Annotated in this window: 19 protein-coding genes; 9 read left to right on the top strand and 10 right to left on the bottom strand. The window is 71.9% G+C overall.

What is annotated here, in order from left to right; all coding sequences use genetic code 11:
- Positions 1–30 precede the first annotated feature (30 nt).
- The 3 genes from ASG05_RS14150 to ASG05_RS14140 are packed head-to-tail and all read left to right on the top strand — an operon-like array spanning position 31 to position 3,086.
- Positions 31–1,353, top strand: a complete 1,323-nt coding sequence (locus ASG05_RS14150) for a magnesium transporter MgtE N-terminal domain-containing protein (RefSeq protein WP_056262236.1) — start codon at positions 31–33, stop codon at positions 1,351–1,353.
- Positions 1,340–1,921, top strand: a complete 582-nt coding sequence (locus ASG05_RS14145) for a DUF1003 domain-containing protein (RefSeq protein WP_056262235.1) — start codon at positions 1,340–1,342, stop codon at positions 1,919–1,921. The genes ASG05_RS14150 and ASG05_RS14145 overlap by 14 nt, the downstream gene beginning before the upstream one ends.
- On the top strand, positions 1,914–3,086 hold the full coding sequence (locus ASG05_RS14140; protein ID WP_056263064.1) for an Mrp/NBP35 family ATP-binding protein: 1,173 nt from the start codon (positions 1,914–1,916) through the stop codon (positions 3,084–3,086). The genes ASG05_RS14145 and ASG05_RS14140 overlap by 8 nt, the downstream gene beginning before the upstream one ends.
- Before the next feature lie 231 nt (positions 3,087–3,317).
- Here the strand turns inward: ASG05_RS14140 and ASG05_RS16995 are convergent, their stop codons facing one another.
- Positions 3,318–3,440 carry a hypothetical protein gene (locus tag ASG05_RS16995; RefSeq protein WP_255349746.1) on the bottom strand — a complete coding sequence of 41 codons (123 nt, stop codon included), beginning with the start codon at positions 3,438–3,440 and terminating at the stop codon, positions 3,318–3,320.
- A gap of 188 nt (positions 3,441–3,628) precedes the next feature.
- Here ASG05_RS16995 and ASG05_RS14135 point away from each other — a divergent pair, with 188 nt between their 5' ends.
- Complete coding sequence (locus ASG05_RS14135) at positions 3,629–4,543, top strand: LysR family transcriptional regulator (RefSeq protein WP_056262232.1); 915 nt, start codon at positions 3,629–3,631, stop codon at positions 4,541–4,543.
- Between the two features lie 88 nt (positions 4,544–4,631).
- Here the strand turns inward: ASG05_RS14135 and ASG05_RS14130 are convergent, their stop codons facing one another.
- Positions 4,632–5,039, bottom strand: coding sequence for a hypothetical protein (locus ASG05_RS14130; RefSeq protein WP_056262230.1), 408 nt, complete (start codon positions 5,037–5,039; stop codon positions 4,632–4,634).
- A gap of 69 nt (positions 5,040–5,108) precedes the next feature.
- Here ASG05_RS14130 and ASG05_RS14125 point away from each other — a divergent pair, with 69 nt between their 5' ends.
- Complete coding sequence (locus tag ASG05_RS14125; RefSeq protein WP_056263061.1) at positions 5,109–5,735, top strand: O-methyltransferase; 627 nt, start codon at positions 5,109–5,111, stop codon at positions 5,733–5,735.
- 160 nt (positions 5,736–5,895) lie between these two features.
- On the opposite strand, the gene ASG05_RS16035 is transcribed toward ASG05_RS14125, so the two are convergent.
- The 3 genes from ASG05_RS16035 to dapE form a co-directional block, all read right to left on the bottom strand.
- Positions 5,896–6,066, bottom strand: a complete 171-nt coding sequence (locus ASG05_RS16035) for a DUF3117 domain-containing protein (protein ID WP_082486829.1) — start codon at positions 6,064–6,066, stop codon at positions 5,896–5,898.
- Between the two features lie 83 nt (positions 6,067–6,149).
- The gene (locus ASG05_RS14120; RefSeq protein ID WP_235491528.1) at positions 6,150–7,421 is read right to left on the bottom strand and encodes a hypothetical protein; all 1,272 of its coding nucleotides are present in this window, start codon (positions 7,419–7,421) and stop codon (positions 6,150–6,152) included.
- Complete coding sequence (gene dapE, locus ASG05_RS14115) at positions 7,406–8,479, bottom strand: succinyl-diaminopimelate desuccinylase (protein WP_056262224.1); 1,074 nt, start codon at positions 8,477–8,479, stop codon at positions 7,406–7,408. Before dapE ends, ASG05_RS14120 begins: the two co-directional genes overlap by 16 nt.
- A gap of 76 nt (positions 8,480–8,555) precedes the next feature.
- On the opposite strand from dapE, the gene dapD reads away from it, so the two are divergent.
- Positions 8,556–9,530 (top strand): 2,3,4,5-tetrahydropyridine-2,6-dicarboxylate N-succinyltransferase, encoded by a 975-nt coding sequence (gene dapD / locus ASG05_RS14110; RefSeq protein ID WP_056262221.1) that lies wholly within the window; start codon positions 8,556–8,558, stop codon positions 9,528–9,530.
- Between the two features lie 205 nt (positions 9,531–9,735).
- On the opposite strand, the gene ASG05_RS14105 is transcribed toward dapD, so the two are convergent.
- From ASG05_RS14105 to ASG05_RS14090, 4 genes are read right to left on the bottom strand one after another with little or no spacing between them, the layout of a single operon-like run.
- Positions 9,736–11,031: a citrate synthase gene (locus tag ASG05_RS14105; protein ID WP_082486828.1), complete on the bottom strand. Its 1,296-nt coding sequence runs from the start codon at positions 11,029–11,031 to the stop codon at positions 9,736–9,738.
- A 16-nt stretch (positions 11,032–11,047) separates the two neighbouring features.
- A complete protein-coding gene (dapC, locus tag ASG05_RS14100; RefSeq protein WP_056262216.1) occupies positions 11,048–12,148 on the bottom strand; it encodes a succinyldiaminopimelate transaminase in 1,101 nt (366 codons plus the stop codon).
- Positions 12,149–12,158: 10 nt separating this feature from the next.
- Positions 12,159–12,485, bottom strand: coding sequence for a ferredoxin (gene fdxA, locus ASG05_RS14095; RefSeq protein WP_043595461.1), 327 nt, complete (start codon positions 12,483–12,485; stop codon positions 12,159–12,161).
- Complete coding sequence (locus ASG05_RS14090) at positions 12,482–13,828, bottom strand: PIG-L family deacetylase (protein WP_056262213.1); 1,347 nt, start codon at positions 13,826–13,828, stop codon at positions 12,482–12,484. The genes fdxA and ASG05_RS14090 overlap by 4 nt, the downstream gene beginning before the upstream one ends.
- A gap of 180 nt (positions 13,829–14,008) precedes the next feature.
- Here ASG05_RS14090 and efeU point away from each other — a divergent pair, with 180 nt between their 5' ends.
- The 3 genes from efeU to efeB are packed head-to-tail and all read left to right on the top strand — an operon-like array spanning position 14,009 to position 17,471.
- Complete coding sequence (efeU, locus tag ASG05_RS14085; protein WP_082486826.1) at positions 14,009–14,992, top strand: iron uptake transporter permease EfeU; 984 nt, start codon at positions 14,009–14,011, stop codon at positions 14,990–14,992.
- Positions 14,989–16,185 carry an iron uptake system protein EfeO gene (gene efeO / locus ASG05_RS14080; RefSeq protein WP_056262211.1) on the top strand — a complete coding sequence of 399 codons (1,197 nt, stop codon included), beginning with the start codon at positions 14,989–14,991 and terminating at the stop codon, positions 16,183–16,185. The genes efeU and efeO overlap by 4 nt, the downstream gene beginning before the upstream one ends.
- Positions 16,182–17,471 carry an iron uptake transporter deferrochelatase/peroxidase subunit gene (gene efeB / locus ASG05_RS14075; RefSeq protein ID WP_056263057.1) on the top strand — a complete coding sequence of 430 codons (1,290 nt, stop codon included), beginning with the start codon at positions 16,182–16,184 and terminating at the stop codon, positions 17,469–17,471. The genes efeO and efeB overlap by 4 nt, the downstream gene beginning before the upstream one ends.
- Before the next feature lie 42 nt (positions 17,472–17,513).
- Here efeB and ASG05_RS14070 read toward each other — a convergent pair whose 3' ends face one another.
- The gene (locus ASG05_RS14070) at positions 17,514–18,029 is read right to left on the bottom strand and encodes a hypothetical protein (RefSeq protein ID WP_157490255.1); all 516 of its coding nucleotides are present in this window, start codon (positions 18,027–18,029) and stop codon (positions 17,514–17,516) included.
- Positions 18,030–18,141 lie beyond the last annotated feature (112 nt).

The following is an 18,141-nucleotide window of genomic DNA, read 5'->3' as shown; positions in this document are numbered from 1 at the left end:
GGGGGCGGTGCGAGCGACTAAATTGGACGCGTGAGTGCAACCAGAGTCTTCGTCGCCCGGCTGGCCGGTTGCTCCGTCTTCGACCCCGCAGGCGACAAGGTCGGCAAGGTCCGCGACGTGCTCGTGGTCTACCGCCGCTCGGGCGCACCCCGCGTGGTGGGCCTCGTCGTCGAGGTCCCCGGCAAGCGCCGCGTCTTCGTCGGCATCGGCCGCGTGACGAGCATCGGCTCGGGTCAGATCATCACCAACGGCGTCATCACCCTCCGCCGCTTCGAACAGCGCGGGGGCGAGACCCGGGTCATCGCCGACCTGCTCGGCCGGCGGGTCTCGTTCCGGCACGGCGGCGGTCACGCGACCATCGAGGACGTCGCGATCGACGAGGTGAGCGAGGGCGACTGGGAGGTCGGCCAGCTCTTCCTGCGCAAGCCGAAGACGTCGCCGTCACCGTTCGTCAAGCCGCCCACGGCGTTCGCCGCGTGGGACGACGTGGTCGAAGAATCGGGCACCGGCGAGTCGCAGAGCGCCGAACACCTCATCGCGGCCTACTCCGACCTGGTGCCGGCCGACCTCGCGAACACGCTGCTCGACCTCACGCCCGAGCGACGACTCGAGGTGGCCGGAGAGCTGTCCGACGACCGCCTCGCCGACGTCCTCGAAGAGCTGCCCGAGGCCGAGCAGGTCGAGATCTTCGCCGGCCTCGACGACCACCGGGCCGCGAGCGTCCTCGACCAGATGCAGCCCGACGACGCCGCCGACCTCATCGCCCAGCTGCCCGACGAACGCACCGAGCAGTTGCTGACGCTGATGGAGCCCGACGAGGCCGACGACGTGCGCATGCTGCTCAGCTACGACTCCGACACCGCCGGCGGCCTCATGACCACCGAGCCGGTCATCGTCTCGGCCGACGCGACCGTGGCCGAGGGGCTCGCCCTGATCCGCCGTCACGAGCTGGCACCGGCACTCGGGGCCGCCGTCTGCGTCGTCCTGCCGCCCTACGAACCGCCCACCGGCAGGTTCCTCGGCATGGTGCACTTCCAGCGGATGCTCCGGTACCCGCCCAACGAACGCCTCGGCACGATCCTCGACCAGACGACCGAGCCGGTGCGGGTCGACGCGACGGCCCTCGAGGTCACGCGGGTCATGGCCACCTACAACCTCGTCTCTGTGCCCGTGGTCGACTCCGCCCACCGCCTGGTCGGCGTAGTCACGATCGACGACGTGCTCGACCACGTGCTGCCCGACGACTGGCGCAGCCAGGACCCCGACCAGCCGTTGACCGCCACCCGACCGCGTGGCCGGGCCCGCCGCCCCACGATCGGTCAGAGCACGAGGAGCGACGATGGCACGCGATAACCGCAACGACGTCCGCCTCGACGCCCCCAAGGGCCTGCGCACCCGGGTGCTGCCCGGACGCAAGCGCGTCAGCAGCGACCGCTTCGGCCGCGCCACCGAGTCGATCGCGCGCGGCATGGGCACGCCGTACTTCTTGATCGCGCTGACGCTCTTCTGCGTCGTCTGGATGATCTACAACACCCTCGCCCCCGAGGGCATCCGGTTCGACAGCGCTGCGATCGGCTTCACCGCGCTCACGCTCATCCTGTCGCTGCAGGCGTCGTACGCCGCTCCCCTCATCCTGCTCGCGCAGAACCGCCAGGACGACCGCGACCGCGTGCAGTTCGAGCAGGACCGTCAGCGTGCCGAGCGCAACCTCGCCGACACCGAGTACCTCGCCCGCGAGGTCGTCGCCCTTCGCATCGCGATCCGCGACATGGCCAGCAAGGACTTCATCCGGGCCGAGTTGCGCTCGCTGCTCGACGAGCTCGACCGGCGTGACGACGACGAGGCCTCCGCGGTCGAGCCGAGCCGCGCCTCCTCGTCCTCCTCGCGGCGTGACTCCCGGCACGACGGCCACCGTGGCTGAGCCCGCCACGCCCGACCGATTACCCGCGGCGACGCCCGACGACGTGCGTCGTGCGCTCGGGCGCGTGCTCGACCCCGAGATCCGCAAGCCCGTCACCGAGCTCGACATGATCGGCGACGTGGTGGTCGACCCGGGAGGCAAGGCCACGGTGAGCGTCAAGCTCACGATCGTGGGCTGCCCCGCCGCCGACACGATCGAGCGAGACGTCCGCGAGGCCACGGCGTCGGTGCCCGGCGTCACGGACGTGACCGTGGACGTGACCGTCATGACCAAGGACGAGCGCCACGCCCTCACCGAGAAGCTGCGGGCCGGGCGCGCCGCCCGGGGCATGCAGTTCGGCCCCGAGACGCTGACCAGGGTCTACGCCGTCACCAGCGGCAAGGGCGGGGTCGGCAAGTCCACCGTCACGGCGAACCTCGCCGTCGCCCTCGCCGCGCGCGGCCTGGCGGTCGGCATCGTCGACGCCGACGTGTACGGCTTCAGCATCCCCGGGCTGCTCGGCCTCGTCGGCCCCGACGGCGCCTCGGTCAAGCCGACCCGGGTCGACGACATGATCCTGCCCCCGGTCGCGCACGGGGTGAAGGTGATCTCGATCGGCATGTTCGTCGAGGACGCCTCGACGGCCGTCGCCTGGCGGGGGCCGATGCTGCACCGCACGATCCAGCAGTTCTTGACCGACGTGTACTTCGGCGACCTCGACGTGCTGCTGCTCGACCTGCCGCCCGGCACGGGCGACGTCGCCATCTCGGTGGGACAGCTGCTGCCGCACGCCGAGGTGCTCGTGGTCACGACGCCGCAGCCCGCCGCCGCCGACGTCGCCGAACGCAGCGGCCTCGTCGCGCGTCAGACCGGCCAGCGCCTGCTCGGCGTCGTCGAGAACATGGCGGGTCTGCCGCAGGCGGACGGCAGCGTCCTCGAGCTCTTCGGCTCGGGCGGGGGCACCGAGACGGCACGACGCCTGTCTCGCGGGCAGGAGGCCGAGGTGCCGCTGCTCGCGAGCGTGCCGCTCAGCCTGGGCCTGCGACAAGGAGGCGACGACGGCGTGCCCGTCGTGATCGCCTCCCCCGACGACCCCGCGGCGGCCGCCATCGACGCACTGGCGGGCAGTCTCGCCGTGCGGGCCCGTGGCCTGGCCGGTCGCAAGCTCGGGCTCAGCGTCAGCTGACCCGGTACGGCGCGAGCTGACCGGGTTCAGCCGGCTCACCCGGCGCGCTGTCGTCTGCCCGGGGGCGCCGTCCCGGACGTGCAGAAAGGGCACCTCGCGCGGCGAGGTGCCCTTTCGTCACAGCGTCCGGCCCGCAGGGCCCTGACGTGCTCGTGCCGCACCCCAGCACAGGGGCGGCACACGCGCCGGGACTCGCTCAGGAGGGAGACGAGCCGACCGACGCGGAGTCGACTACGACCAGCGGTTGTAGGTCTTGGTCGGGATGGCGCGGAAGCCGTCACGGGCGACCGAGACGAGCGAGCCGGCGATGCCGACGACGGCGGCGATGACGAGGACGATGATTCCGGTGAGCATGATGCACTCTTTTCTGGCGCGGGTGGACGCGCGGTTCTGCGTGGTGGGATGGATTCGCCACCGAGCCCGGGACCAGGTCGACCGGAGCTCGGGAGCGCTACGGCGCGCTCCGGGGACTCTTCAATGATGCGCCCGACAAAGCGTTAGATCAATCTCACGTTTCTACCGAAACAGCGTAGTTTTGCTACATGGATGTCAAGCGTCTCGAACTGCTCAGGGAGCTCGCCGAACGGGGCAGCGTGGCCGCCGTCGCACGGGCCACCCACCGCACCCCGAGTGCCGTCTCGCAGCAGCTCAAGGTGCTCGAACGCGAGGCCGGGGTCGCCCTCACCGAACGCGTCGGCCGCGGCATCGTGCTCACGGGCTCGGGTCGGGTGCTCGCCCAGACGGCGACCGACGTCGCGGTGGCCCTCGAGCGGGCGCAGGCCGTCTGGGACGACTTCGTCGCGACCCCCCAGGGCGAGGTGACGCTCGCCACCTTCCCCACCGGCGGGCAGATGCTGCTTCCCGGCCTGCTGCGGACGGTGGCCGAGACGCCGGGCCTCGTCGTCGTCGCGAGCGACCACGACCCGTCGATCCGCGAGTTCCCCGAACTGGCCGCCGACCACGACGTCGTGATCGCGCACTCGTCCGACGACAAGCCCTGGCCGGGCCGCGGTCTCGTCACCGTGCCCCTGCTGACCGAGCCCCTCGACATCGCGCTCCCGGCGGACCACCGCCTCGCGGGACGCGCCTCGCTCGCGCCGGGCGACCTCGAGGGTGAGAACTGGATCGGCGTGCCCCACGACTTCCCGTTCGAGTGGGTCTACCGCGAGATCGAGCGCGTGACCGGCAGCCCCGTGCGGGTCGCCCAGCGCTTCAGCGACACCAAGGTGACGGAGTCGCTCGTCGGGGCCGGTCTCGGCATCGCGGTGCTGCCCCGGTTCACGGCCAAGGACGCCCGCGACGACATGGTGCTCGTCCCCCTCGAGAGCATCCGGGCCGTCCGGTGGGTGTCGGCCCTGCTGCGGCGCGACCGGGCCGAACGCCCCTCGGTCCGCCGCGTGGTCGACGCCCTGCGGGCCGAGGCCTCGCGCGTCGCTGCCCTCCACGGCGGCGTCTGACCGGACGCCTGGTCGGGCGCACGTCGTGCGACCTCGCTTGTCGCGCCCGTCGCGATGACGGCCCAGGAGGCGCGCCCCCGGAGTCGGGTCAGGTCGCCTCGGAGTCGTACGGCGGCACCTCGCCCACGGCGAGGGGCACGACCTGCCCCGGCGACCGCCCGCCGGGCAGCCCCGCGGACACCGCCGTGGCTGCGGCACCGGCGGTCGCCATGCTGGGTGCCGACGGCTTCGGCAGGTCGTCCGGCCCGTCGAGCAACGCGTCACGGATGATGCGGCGCGGGTCGTACTGCCGGGGGTCGAGTTTCTGCCACTCGACGTCGTCGAACTCGGGGCCCATCTCGTCGCGCATGCGGGTCTTGGCACCGTTGGCCATGTCGCGCACCGTGCGGACCAGCTGCGCCAGCTTCGAGGCGTACCCGGGCAGGCGTTCGGGACCGAGCAGGAAGACCGCGAGCACACCGATGATGAGCAGCTTGTCGAACGTCAGACCGAACATGGACACGCATGCAGACTAACCGGTGACGACTCGGGGAACCCCCTAGAGTTGGCCTTTCGAGGAGTGGGTGTGTCGCAGATAGAGTCAAGTTGGAAGTTCGCGGAAGAACTCGTCACCGAGAGCGACGCCATCGCCGAGGCTCGACAGCACTCGCTCGAGGTCGGGGTCGAGGCCGTCTCACCGGCGGTCGGCGCCCAACTGGCCGTGGTGGCCGCCGCCTCGAACGCGACGTCGATCATCGAGGTCGGCACGGGCCTGGGCGTCAGCGGCCTCTGGCTGCTCTCCGGTGCACCCCGAGCCGTCCTGACGACGATCGACCGCGAGATCGAGCACCAGCAGGCCGCGCGTGACGCCTACCTGCAGGCGGGCGTGCCGGCCGGCCGCTTCCGCCTCATCGCCGGTCGGGCCGCCGACGTGCTGCCGCGGATGAACGAGAACTCGTACGACATCGTCTTCGTGGACGCCGACCCCGGGTCGGTCATCGAGTACGTCGAGCACGGCCTGAGGCTCGCCCGCCCCGGCGGCCTCGTGCTCGTCGCCCACGCGCTGTGGCACGGCAAGGTGGCCAACCCGGCCGTCCGCGACGCCACGACGACCGGGTTCCGCACGCTCCTCACCGAGGTCTCGACGTCACCCGCGGTGATCAGCTCGCTCTCGACCGCCGGCGACGGCCTCCTCTCGCTCGTCAAGCGCTGAGGCCACGGCCGAGACCGCGGCTGCTTCCGAGAGCGGCACCGCGCCTCCCGGCCTCGGGGCCGCGTCGACCGACCGGTGCACGCGAGCCCGGACGCACGGACGCCCCGCCCGTCGCAGGTGCGACGGTCGGGGCGTCCGGGGTTGTTAAGGAAGCGGCCGACTAGGCGTTCACGACGCCGGCGAGGGCGTCGTGCAACTCTTTGGCTTCGTCGTCGTTGACCGACACCACGAGGCGCCCCCCACCTTCGAGCGGAACACGCACGATGATGAGACGACCCTCCTTAACGGCTTCCATAGGCCCGTCGCCGGTCCTCGGCTTCATGGCTGCCATCAGATAGTCCCCTTTCGCAAGTTGCTGGTCCTATTATCCGTGATTTCTTGCCCCCGACCTAAACGACGGCGGCCGACCGTCGATCACGGCGGCGTCCAGTCGTACCCGTTCACCCACCAGCAGTAGTACAACCACACCCACTGGGCCGCCAGGAAGGCCGCCACGAGCAGGGCCCGGTAGACCTTCGACCGCGGCACCGCGAGCACGCCCAGCAGCGGGAACAACGGCATCAACAGCCGCCAGGTGCTGGACTGCGGGAAGAACACGGCGAGCAGGTAGAGCGCGTAGGCGGCCCCCCAGAGCCGCAGGTCGACGCTCGTCCGCCGTGCCCAGGGCGACAGCATCAGGGCGGTGAAGCCGAGCACGGCGACGACGAGCAGGACGACGCCGGAACCACCCGGAAACCACCAGTTCGCCCCGTCGACCCACGGGGTGAACGGCACGAGCGGCCCGTAGCCGATGAAGGGCGCCCGCCAGGCGAGCTCGGTCTCGGTGTAGGCCCCCGGCACGCCCGTCACGGCCCCGGCGACCACGAGCCAGGCGACGCCGAAGAGGGCGGTGGCTGCGGCGGAGACGGCCACCCGCACCCGCTCGCGCGTCGGGAAAAGGTCGTCGTGCCGGTGCCACCAGCGCAGCAGCCCGTGCAGCCCGATCGCCAGGGCGAGGGGAAGCGCCCCGGGCCGGGTGAACGACAAGACCAGCACGACGGGCAGCATCGCCAGGTACTGCCGTCGGACGAGCAGCAGCAGGCTGGCGCACAGCAGCAGCAAGAACATCGACTCGGCGTAGGCCAGCTGCAGCAGGGGTGAGAGCGGGGCGACGCAGAACAGCACGACGGCGAAGAGCGAGGTCGACTCCGACAGCGAGTGCCGCATCAGCCGGTAGAAGAGCAACGCGGTGCCGGCCGCGCAGGCGACCGACACGACGACCGCCAGGGTGGCGAAGGGCAGACCCGTCAGGGCCATCAGCCCCCGGACGACGAACGGGTAGGCCGGCATGAACGCCCAGGCGTTCTCGCCGACGTGGCCGTCGGCCGTCACCGGAAGGTCGGCCGGGTACCCGACCACCGCGATGATGTAGTACCAGTGGCCGTCCCAGATGGTGGCGAAGCTGCCGTAGTCGGGGCTCGCGAGCGTCCAGGCGTTGGCCTGCTGGGCCCCCGCGAAGGTCAGCAGGGCCACCGTGCTGAACACCCGCGAGACGGCGAAGACGATCAGCACCCTGGCCCACCACGGCGTCAGGCGGTACCGCAGCATCAGCCGCCACGACAGCGGCGTGGGGCGTCGCTCTCCACGACGGGACGGCGGGGACGAGGAGGCGCGACCCACCTCGTCGACGGTCAGGCCGTCAGCCACGCCCGCAGTCCGCGCTCGTTGTCGAGGATCTGCTGCACGGGCACCCGCTCGTCGTCGTGGTGGGCGAGCATCGGGTCACCGGGGCCGTAGTTGACGGCCGGGACCCCGAGGGCCGAGAACCGGGCGACGTCCGTCCAGCCGTACTTGGGCTTGGCCTCGCCGCCGACCGCCTGCAGGAACTGCTGTGCCAGGGGCGCGTCGAGGCCGGGCCGGGCGCCCGGCGCGAGGTCGACGATCGTGACGTCGAAGCCCTCGAAGAGCCCGCGCACGTGCGCGACCGCCTCGTCGGCGCTGCGGCTCGGCGCGAAGCGGTAGTTCACGTGGACCATGCACTCGTCGGGGACCACGTTGCCGGCCACGCCGCCGGTGATGCCCACGGCGTTGAGGCCCTCGCGGTAGACGAGGCCGTCGACCTCGACCTCGCGTGCCTCGTACGCGGCCAGGACGTCGAGGATCGCTGCGGCCTTGTGGATGGCGTTGTCGCCCACCCATGAGCGGGCACTGTGCGACCGGGCGCCGAAGGTCCGGATCTCGGCGCGGAGGTTGCCGTTGCAGCCGCCCTCGACCCCGCTGTTGCTCGGTTCGCCCAGCACGGCGAAGTCGCCGGCCAGCAGGTCGGGCCGCAGGCGGGCGAGGCGCCCCAGGCCGTTCAGCGCGTCGGAGACCTCTTCGTGGTCGTACCAGACCCACGTCACGTCGACGTTCGGCTCGGTCAGCTCGACCGCGAGGCGCAGGTGCACGGCGCAGCCGGCCTTCATGTCGACGGTCCCCCGACCCCACAGGTACTCGACGCCGCCCTCGGTCTCGTAGCGGGTGGGCACGTTGTCGTTGATCGGCACCGTGTCGACGTGACCGGCGATGACGACCCGCGAGGCCCGACCGAGCTGCGTCCGCGCGACGATCGCGTCGCCGTCGCGGAACAGGTCGAGGTGGTCGCACCCCTCGAGGGTGGCCCAGACCTCGTCGGCGATCGTGCGCTCGTCGCCGGACTCGGAGCGGATGTCGCAGAGCTGCCTCGTGACGTCGACGGGCGAGACGGAGAGGTCGATCGGTGCCATGCGGGCGAGTTTACGGGCCGACGACAGGTGGCGCCTCCGAGCCGGGTCGTCGGCGGCTGCCGATACGCTCTGGTCCATGACTTCCGACGCCACCGCCACCGCCCCCACCCACGCCTACGGGTACGGCCTCGCGACCGTCTCGCAGGACGGCACCACCCTCGACGCCTGGTTCCCCTCCCCCCGGCTCGGCAGCCTGCCCGCCGACCGCGACCCCGAGATCGTCCCGGCCGAGCTGGCCGACGCGGCCGGCCCCGACGACCGTCGAGCCGTCGACCTCGTCCCGGTGACCGTCGAGATCGACCTGAGCGCGCCTCCTGCGTCCACCCCCGACGCCTACCTGCGCCTGCACCTGCTCAGCCACCTGCTCGTGAAGCCCAACACGATCAACCTCGACGGCGTCTTCGGGCACCTGCCGATCGTCACGTGGACGAACGCCGGGCCCGTGCACCCCGACGACTTCGCGCGGCTGCGTCCGTCGCTGCAGCGCGCGGGCATCGTCGCGACCGGCATCGACAAGTTCCCGCGCATGCTCGACTACGTGTCGCCCGACCGCGTCCGCATCGCCGACGCCTCGCGCGTCCGCCTCGGCGCACACCTCGCACCGGGCACCACCGTCATGCACGAGGGGTTCGTCAACTTCAACGCGGGCACGCTGGGGTCGTCGATGGTCGAGGGGCGCATCTCGCAGGGCGTCGTCGTGGGCGACGGCTCCGACATCGGCGGCGGCGCCTCGATCATGGGCACCCTGTCGGGCGGCGGCACCCAGCGCGTCACCATCGGCGCCCGCGCCCTGCTCGGGGCGAACGCCGGCATCGGCATCGCGATCGGCGACGACACGGTCGTCGAGGCCGGCCTCTACGTCACGGCCGGCACCAAGGTCGTCATCGTCGGCGGCACCCCGACGAACGACGGCTCGCCGCAGACGGTCAAGGCCGTCGAGCTCTCGGGCCAGCCGGGCCTGCTCTTCCGCCGCAACTCGCTGACCGGCGCCGTCGAGGTGCTGCCCCGCAAGGGCCACGGCATCACGCTGAACTCGCAGCTGCACGCGTAGCGGCTGCACGCGTAGCGGCTGCACGCGTAGCGGCTGCACGCGTAGCGGCTGCACGCGTGGCCGCTGCCCGTCTCGCGGCGGCCCGTGTCGGCTCGACCGGAGTTCGCGGCCACAACACCACGAGATGGGCACGACACCAGGCTTGAACCTGGCGTCGTGCCCATCGTCTGGCGTCGTAGCCGAATGGCCCGGCGGTGCCGGCGGGCTAGCGCTGCGGCCAGTCGCGCTCGGTGGCGCCCAGGTACAACTGCTGCGGGCGGCCGATCTTGGTGGTCGGGTCGGTGTTCATCTCGCGCCAGTGGGCGATCCAGCCGGGCAGCCGGCCGATGGCGAAGAGCACCGTGAACATGCGGGGCGGGAACCCCATCGCCTTGTAGATGACGCCGGTGTAGAAGTCGACGTTCGGGTAGAGCTTGCGCTCGACGAAGTAGTCGTCGGCCAGGGCGATGCCCTCGAGCTCCATCGCGATGTCGAGCAGGTCGTCTTTCACGCCGAGCGACTCGAGCACCTCGGTGGCGCTCTCTTTCACCAGCTTGGCGCGGGGGTCGTAGTTCTTGTAGACCCGGTGGCCGAAGCCCATCAGCTTGACGCCGGCCTCTTTGTTCTTGACGCGCTCGACGAAGCGCTCGACGCCCTGGCCGCTGTCGCGGATCTCGGCGAGCATCTTCAGCACGGCCTCGTTGGCGCCGCCGTGCAGCGGCCCGTAGAGGGCGCTGATGCCGGCCGAGATCGACGAGAACATGTTGGCCTGCGTCGAGCCGACCAGGCGCACGGTCGAGGTCGAGGCGTTCTGTTCGTGGTCCTCGTGCAAGATCAGGAGGCGCTCGAGGGCCTTCGAGAGCACGGGGTTCACCTCGTACGGCTCGGCCATCGTGCCGAAGTTCAGCTTGAGGAAGTTGTCGACGAAGCTGAGCGAGTTGTCGGGGTAGAGGAAGGCCTGGCCCAGGCTCTTCTTGTGGGCGTAGGCCGCGATGACCGGCAGCTTCGCGAGCAGTCGCACCGTCTGCAGTTCGACCTGCTCGGGGTCGTGCACGCTCATGCTGTCTTCGTAGAACGTCGACAGGGCGCCGACGGCGCTCGAGAGCACCGACATCGGGTGCGCGTTGTGCGGCAGCGCGTCGAAGAAGCGGCGCAGGTCTTCGTGCAGCAGCGTGTGCCGCCGGATGCGCGCGTCGAAGTCGGCGAGCTGGTCGGGTGTGGGCAGTTCGCCGTAGATCAACAGCCAGGCGGTCTCGAGGTAGGTCGAGTTCGCGGCGACTTGTTCGATCGGGTAGCCCCGGTAGCGCAGGATGCCTTGGTCACCATCGATGTAGGTGATGGTGCTGCGGGCGTTGGAGGTGTTCACGAAACCCGTGTCGAGCGTCGTGTAACCGGTCTGCTTGGTGAACGTCGAGATGTCGATCGACGAGGCACCCTCGGTGCTCGCGACGATCGGGAACTCGGCTGTTCCCCCCGGGAACTGCAGCGTGGCCTTCTGGGCGTCGTTGGCAGTGTCAGTCACCCGATCAGCCTAGCGGTCAGGTGCGGAGTCGCCCCACGGCGGCGTCGATGCGCTCGTCGGTCGTCGTGAGCGCCACGCGCACGTGGCGGTCGCCCGCCGACCCGTAGAACGACCCCGGCGCGACGAGAACCCCGCGGTCGGCCAGCCAGGCCACGGTCGACCAGGCGTCCTCGTCGCGCGTTGCCCAGAGGTAGAGGCCGGCCTCGCTGCGGTCGATGCGGAACCCGGCGCCCTCGAGGGCGGTCAGGAGGCGCGCTCGGCGGGCCGAGTAGCGCGCCTTCTGCTCGACCACGTGGGCCTCGTCGGCCAACGCGACCACCATCGCCTCTTGCACCGGCGCCGGCGGCATCAGGCCGGCGTGCTTCCGCGCGGCGAGGAGCTGACCGAGGACGTGGTCGCAGCCGGCCACGAAGCCCGCGCGGTACCCGGCGAGGTTCGACTGCTTGCTGAGCGAGTAGACCGAGACGACGTCACGCAGGTCGTCGCCGACCACCCGCGGGTCGAGGATGCACGGCGTCGGTCGGTCGGCCCACTCGCCCGACCAGCCGAGCTCGGCGTAGCACTCGTCGCCGGCGATCACGGCGCCCAGCTCGCGCGCCCGTGCGACGGCGACCCGCAGGGCCTCGACGCCGAGGACGGCCCCGTCGGGGTTGCCCGGGCTGTTCAGCCAGACGAGCTTCGTGGAGGTCGGCCACTCGGCCGGGTCGTCGGACGCCAGTGCGGTCGCGCCGACGAGGGCGGCACCGAGGGCGTACGTCGGGTAGGCGTTCGTCGGGTACACGACGGTGTCGCCCGGGCCGATGCCGAGCCAGAGCGCCATGCCCGCGATGAGCTCTTTCGAGCCGATGGTCGGCAGGACGTTCTCGTCGCCGAGGCCCGTCACGCCCCGTCGGCGCTCGTACCACTCGGCGATCGCCGAACGGAGTGCCGGGGTGCCGGCCACCTGGGGGTACGAGTGCGCGTCGGTCGCGACGGCGAGGGCCTCGCGCACGACGTCGGGCGTCGGGTCGACCGGCGAGCCGACGCTGAGGTCGACGATGCCGCCGGGGTGACGCCGAGCCGTCGCCGCGTACGGCACGAGGGCGTCCCAGGGGAACTCGGGCAGGTCGAGCGCCACGGAGGTCGACCTAGGCGCCGGCGCCCTGAGGGGGCAGCGCCGAGATCACGGGGTGGTCCTTCGCGATGACGCCGACCTTGGCCGCGCCGCCGGGCGAACCGATCTCGTCGAAGAACTCGACGTTCGCCTTGTAGTACTCGGCCCACTTGTCGGGCAGGTCGTCTTCGTAGTAGATGGCCTCGACCGGGCACACGGGCTCGCACGCACCGCAGTCGACGCATTCGTCGGGGTGGATGTAGAGCGAGCGTTCGCCCTCGTAGATGCAGTCGACGGGGCACTCGTCGATGCAGGCACGGTCTTTGACATCGACACAGGGCAGTGCGATCACGTACGTCACGTCTGGGGGGTTCCCTTCGCGTCGGGCAGGGCGTCCAGCCTATCGCCTGTGGGCTGCGCCCCGACCGAGGAGGCGCGGGTCGGGTCGCCGGGCGGCGTCGCGCCCCCGGCGCTGCCGCCCCGCAGGCGCGGCCAGCCGAGCACGAGGGTGACGACGACGACGACCCCGACGAGCCAGACGTAGGCGGGCGTGTTGGCGGGCAGCAGCACCGAACCGCCGGGGCTCGCCTGCCAGAGCACGACGAGCGCGCCGACGAGCCCGACGGCGGCGACGCCGGCCACGGCACGCGAGCCGAACAGGGACCGGAGCCCGGCGAGCAGCGCCAGGCTCATCAGGAGGGCGAGCACGAGCCCCGACCAGATCGGTGCGCCGCCGATCGTGATCGTCGACTGGTGCATCACCGTGCCGATCATGCCGAACACGGCCCCGGCGGCGAGGGCCAGGACCAGCGCCGTGACCCGGCCGCCCGTCGTCATCCGGGCCATCTCGGAGACGCCCTCGGGGGCGGTCGGTTCGCTGACGAAACGGAAGGACTCGCGGACGGTCACGGGCTCGACGGCCCCGTGGGGGAAGCGGATGCCGGCCCTGCCGCCCGGCAGGTCCACCACCTCGACCTGGCTGCGGTGGTCGCGCAACGCGGCGAGCTTGCGCGGGGCGACGTGCCGGGCGTCCATCGTGAACACGGTGTCGTCAGCGGCCAGCGCATCGGCCTCGGGCCCTTCGGCCGACTCGGCGCCGGCCACGATCGCGAAGTACGGCACGCCGACGAGGCGCGCGGCGCGCACGGCGACCCGGTTCGCGCGCACGTGGTCGGGGTGGTGGTAGCCGCCGTCCTCGTCGTAGCTGACGATCGCCGTCGGGCGGACGGACTGCACGACGGCCGACAGGTCGCTGACGACCTCGCCGAACTCGGCGGCGCAGAACGCGGCGGGGTGCAGGTCGGGCGTGGGCCCGGCGACGCCGTCGGACCGCCAGACCATGCCGCTGTCGCGGTAGGCGCGCTCGGGCAGGCCCGCCGTGCGGGCGCCGGGCGACCCGAGGAATCGGTGGTCGTCGACGCCGAGGTCCTGCATCGCGGCGGCGATCTCGCCTTCACGGTGCACGGCGAGGGCGGCCGGGTCGTCGCGGAGTGCCGCGAGGTCGTCGGGGATGACCTCGCCCAGCTCGCCGCGTGTGCAGGTCACGACCGTGACGGCAGCACCCGCCTCGACCAGGGCGGCGATCGTGCCACCCGTGGTGATGGTCTCGTCGTCGGGGTGGGCGTGGACGAAGAGCACGCGCTCGAGCCGCGGGTCGCCGGGGGTCGAGGGCGACGCGGGCGTCGGCGGGGCGGAAGAGTTCATCACTGGACAGGATATGCCGCGCCGCACTACTGTCGTCCTGGCTGAGGGTGACCTAAGTGAGGTTAGCCTAACCATACCGAGCCGTTCGGTCCGACCGCCGCCTGTGCGCCCTGGTCGCCCCGCGCCTCCCGTTCCTGCTCGACGACGAGCTCCGCTCCCCTTCTCGAGAAAGCCGTCCCCGTGCTCGCGAACTACCTCATCGGACTCCGAGAGGGCCTCGAGGCCGCCCTCGTGGTCGGCATCCTCGTCGCCTACGTCGTCAAGGTCGGCCGACGCGACGTCCTGCCCCGCCTCTGGCTCGGCGTGGGCGCCGCCGTCGCGCTCTCGCTCGGCATCGGCGCCGTCCTGACCTTCGGCACGTACGGCCTGACCTTCCAGGCGCAGGAGATCATCGGCGGCGGCTTGTCGATCGTCGCCGTCGGGTTCGTCACGTGGATGGTCTTCTGGATGGCGCGCACCGCCCGAGGCCTTCGCGGCGAGCTCGAGTCGGGCCTCGAGCGCGCCCTCGTCGGCGGCGCCTGGGCCGTCGTCGCCCTGGCGTTCCTCTCGGTCGGGCGCGAGGGCATCGAGACCGCTCTCTTCGTCTGGGCGACGGTGCAGTCGACCGGCGGCGGAACGGCGCCCCTGGTCGGCGCCGTGCTCGGCATCCTCACCGCGGTCGCGATCCAGCTCGCGATCTACCGCGGCGTCGTGCGCCTCGACGTCGCGCGGTTCTTCCGCGTGACCGGGTACTTCTTGATCGTCGTCGCCGCCGGGGTCCTCGCCTACGGGGTCGGCGACCTGCAGGAGGCGTCCGTGCTGCCGGGCCGCGCCTCCCTGGCCTTCGACGTCAGCGCGGCCGTGCCGCCGACCAGCTGGTACGGCACCCTGCTGCAGGGGCTCGTCAACTTCACGCCGACGCCGAGCTGGCTGCAGGTCGTCGTCTGGCTCGCCTACCTCGCCGTCGTCGTGCCCCTCTTCGTGCGGGCGACCCGTCGACGTCGCCCCCGTCCGTCGGGCGCGTCGAGTGCGTCGACCGCTTCGACCGCTTCGACCGCTTCGACCGCTTCGACCACGTCGACCGCCTCGGGCGCGTCCTCGACGCACGCCCCGGCGATGACGGACCACCGCACGGCCACCCTCTCGACCACCCCGTCCCCCCGCACCACAGGAGCACCCCGATGACCGCCAGCCCCGTCCGCCCCCTCGCCGTCGCCTCGGGCGTCGCCGCCCTCGTGCTGGCCCTGACCGGCTGCGTCGCGAACTCCCCCGCCGGGTCGTCCGCGGCCACCGCCGTGACCGTCGACGGCTCCGACGACACGTGTTCGCTCTCGACCACCTCGGTGCCGAGCGGCCCGGTCACCTTCACCATGACCAACACGGGCAGCGACAACAGCGAGTTCGAGCTGCTGGCCGAGGACGGCCTGCGAATCGTCAGCGAGAAGGAGAACATCGGCCCCGGCACGTCGGGCTCGATGACCGTCTCGGTGCCGGCCGGCGACTACTACACCGCCTGCGTGCCGGGGCTCGTCGGCGAGGGCGTGCGCGCCTCCTTCACGGTGACCGACTCGGGCGCCGCCGTCGAGCCGACCGGCAGCGAGAAGGAGCAGATCGACGCGGCGGCGACCGCCTACGTGGGCTACGTCAAGGACCAGACCGGGCAGCTCGTCACGGCCACCGACGAGTTCCTCGCCGCGTACACCGCGGGCGACGACGAGAAGGCCCGCTCGCTCTACCCGTCGGCCCGGGCGCACTACGAGCGCATCGAGCCGGTGGCCGAGTCGTTCGGCGACCTCGACCCGAAGATCGACTTCCGCGAGGCCGACGTCGAGCCCGGCACCGAGTGGACCGGCTGGCACCGCATCGAGAAGGACCTCTGGCAGCCCGCCGCGGCCGAGAACGGAGGCGCGGCGTACGTCCCCCTGACGGCCGACGAGCGTGCCCACTACGCCGACCTGCTGACGAGCGACACGAAGGACCTCTACGACGAGGTCACGGCGAGCGACTTCACCGTCGGCATCGACACGATCGCCAACGGCGCGGTCGGCCTGATGGACGAGGTGGCCACCGGCAAGATCACCGGCGAGGAGGAGATCTGGTCCCACACCGACCTCTCCGACTTCCAGGGCAACCTCGAGGGCGCCCGGGTGGCGTTCGACGGGGTGCGCGACGTCGTCGACCGGAAGGACCCCGAGCTGGCCACCTCGATCGACACCCAGTTGACGAAGGTCGAGACGCTGCTCGCCGGCTACGGCAGCCTCGACCAGGGCTACCCCTCGTACACCGAGCTGACCGACGCCGACAAGAAGAAGCTGTCGGACGCCGTCAACGCCCTCAGCGAGCCGCTGAGCAGGCTGACCTCGGCGCTGGTCGCCTGACGGTGACGGACGGAGGCGGCCTCTCGCGCCGCGGTCTGCTGGGGCTCGTCGGCACGGGCGTCGGAGCGGGCGTGCTCGGACTCGGCGTCGGGGTCGGCACCGACCGCGCGGTGCAGGCACACGCCGACGGGTCGTCCGGCGCGTCCGCCTCGTACCCGTTCTTCGGCGGCCACCAGTCGGGCATCGTGACCGCGGCCCAGGACCGCCTGCACTTCGCGTCGTTCGACGTCGCGGACGGTGTCACGCGCGCCGAGCTCATGGAGCTGCTGAAGGACTGGAGCTACGCGGCCTCACGCCTGACGGCCGGGCTCGAGGTGAGCCCCACCGGCGCTACGGGCGGCGGTCTGCTCGCCCCACCCGACGACACCGGCGAGGCCACGGGCCTGCCCGCCGCCGGCCTGACCGTCACGATCGGCTTCGGGGCGACCCTGTTCACGGCCGCCGACGGCACCGACCGTTTCGGGCTCGCCTCGCAGCGGCCTCCGGCCCTCGTCGACCTGCCGCACTTCTCGGGCGACCAGCTCGTCGCGGCCGCGAGCGGCGGCGACCTCTGCGTCCAGGCCTGCAGCGACGACCCGCAGGTCGCGGTGCACGCGATCCGCAACCTCTCGCGGATCGCCTTCGGCCGCGCCTCCCTGCGGTGGTCGCAACTGGGCTTCGGCCGCACCTCGTCGACGACCCGCGGCCAGACGACGCCGCGCAACCTGTTCGGGTTCAAGGACGGCACCGCCAACCTCAAGGCCGAGGACGGCGCCGCGGTCGACGACGGCGTCTGGGCGACCGCGTCGGACGGGGCCGCCTGGATGGACGGCGGCTCGTACCTCGTCGCCCGGAAGATCCGCATGACGATCGAGACCTGGGACCGCGCCTCGCTCGGCGAGCAGCAGACGGTCGTCGGCCGCGACAAGGGCGAGGGCGCCCCGCTCTCGGGCGGCACCGAGTTCACGGCACCCGACTTCGCCGCCGCCGCCTCGACGGGCACCGGGCCGGCCATCGCCCCCGATTCGCACGTCGCCCTGGCACACCCCCAGAACAACGACGGGGCCACGTTGCTGCGCCGCGGTTACAACTTCGTCGACGGCAACGACGAACTCGGCCGTCTGGCCGCCGGGCTGTTCTTCATCGCGTTCAACCGCGACCCGCGGCGGCAGTACGTGCCGATCCAGCAGGCGCTCTCGCGGAACGACCGGATGAACGAGTACGTCACGCACGTCGGCTCGGCGATCTTCGCCGTGCCGCCGGGGGCGTCGTCGGGCGGCTGGGTGGGCGAGACGCTCTTCGCCTGAGCCGCGGCCGTCGGCGGTCGGCGGTCGGCGGTCGGTGCGGCGTCAGACGGGGGTGACGACGTAGGTGGCGAGCACCTGGCCGTCACCGTCGGTCGAGACGGTGAGCACGACGCGGTACGTGGCCCCGGTGAACGTGCCGAACCCGCTGTCGGCGTCGGCGTCGACGCCGGACGCGGTGTAACCGGCGGCCTCGAGCTGCTGCTGGGCGACCGCGAACTGGTCCGCCCCCGAGACGGCGATCTGGGCGACCCAGCCGGTGCCGTCGGGGCCTGCTCCCCCACCGCGGGTGGTGCCCTCGACGAGAGGGACGTCGGCGGGGAAGCTCGCGGGCAGGGTGCCGTCGGTCGTGATGCCGGCGCCGTTCAGCGCCTCGCCCGCGGCGTCTTCGACGGCCTTCTGGGCCGTGCCCTTGAGGCTCTCGATGCCGCTGTCGACGGCACCGCCGACGATGTTGTCGACGGGCGAGCCCTCGCCGCACGCGGTCAGGCCGGCGACGAGGCCGAACGCCAGCGCGAGGGTGGCGGCGGAGCGGGTGAGGGTGTTCTTCTGGGTCGGCACGTCGCGAGATTAGCCGGGGACGCTGTGGGCGCACGCAGAACGTGCGGGGGATGCACGAAGGAGGCGGCCCGCGGTGGTGCGGACCGCCTCCTCGGCGTGTGGTGCGATGGTG

Origin of the sequence: Frigoribacterium sp. Leaf186, from assembly GCF_001423905.1 — a bacterium.
Lineage (GTDB): Bacteria > Actinomycetota > Actinomycetes > Actinomycetales > Microbacteriaceae > Frigoribacterium.
Note: the sequence above shows the minus strand (reverse complement) of the source record. Positions and strands in the feature narration are given on the sequence as shown.

Coding starts and splice junctions, on each gene's coding strand:
- ASG05_RS14145 (WP_056262235.1), top strand. CDS start 1,340: ATGGCACGCGATAACCGCAACGACGTCCGCCTCGACGCCCCCAAGGGC.
- ASG05_RS16995 (WP_255349746.1), bottom strand. CDS start 3,440: ATGCTCACCGGAATCATCGTCCTCGTCATCGCCGCCGTCGTCGGCATC.
- ASG05_RS14135 (WP_056262232.1), top strand. CDS start 3,629: ATGGATGTCAAGCGTCTCGAACTGCTCAGGGAGCTCGCCGAACGGGGC.
- ASG05_RS14130 (WP_056262230.1), bottom strand. CDS start 5,039: ATGTTCGGTCTGACGTTCGACAAGCTGCTCATCATCGGTGTGCTCGCG.
- ASG05_RS16035 (WP_082486829.1), bottom strand. CDS start 6,066: ATGGCAGCCATGAAGCCGAGGACCGGCGACGGGCCTATGGAAGCCGTT.
- dapE (WP_056262224.1), bottom strand. CDS start 8,479: ATGGCACCGATCGACCTCTCCGTCTCGCCCGTCGACGTCACGAGGCAG.
- dapD (WP_056262221.1), top strand. CDS start 8,556: ATGACTTCCGACGCCACCGCCACCGCCCCCACCCACGCCTACGGGTAC.
- ASG05_RS14090 (WP_056262213.1), bottom strand. CDS start 13,828: ATGAACTCTTCCGCCCCGCCGACGCCCGCGTCGCCCTCGACCCCCGGC.
- efeO (WP_056262211.1), top strand. CDS start 14,989: ATGACCGCCAGCCCCGTCCGCCCCCTCGCCGTCGCCTCGGGCGTCGCC.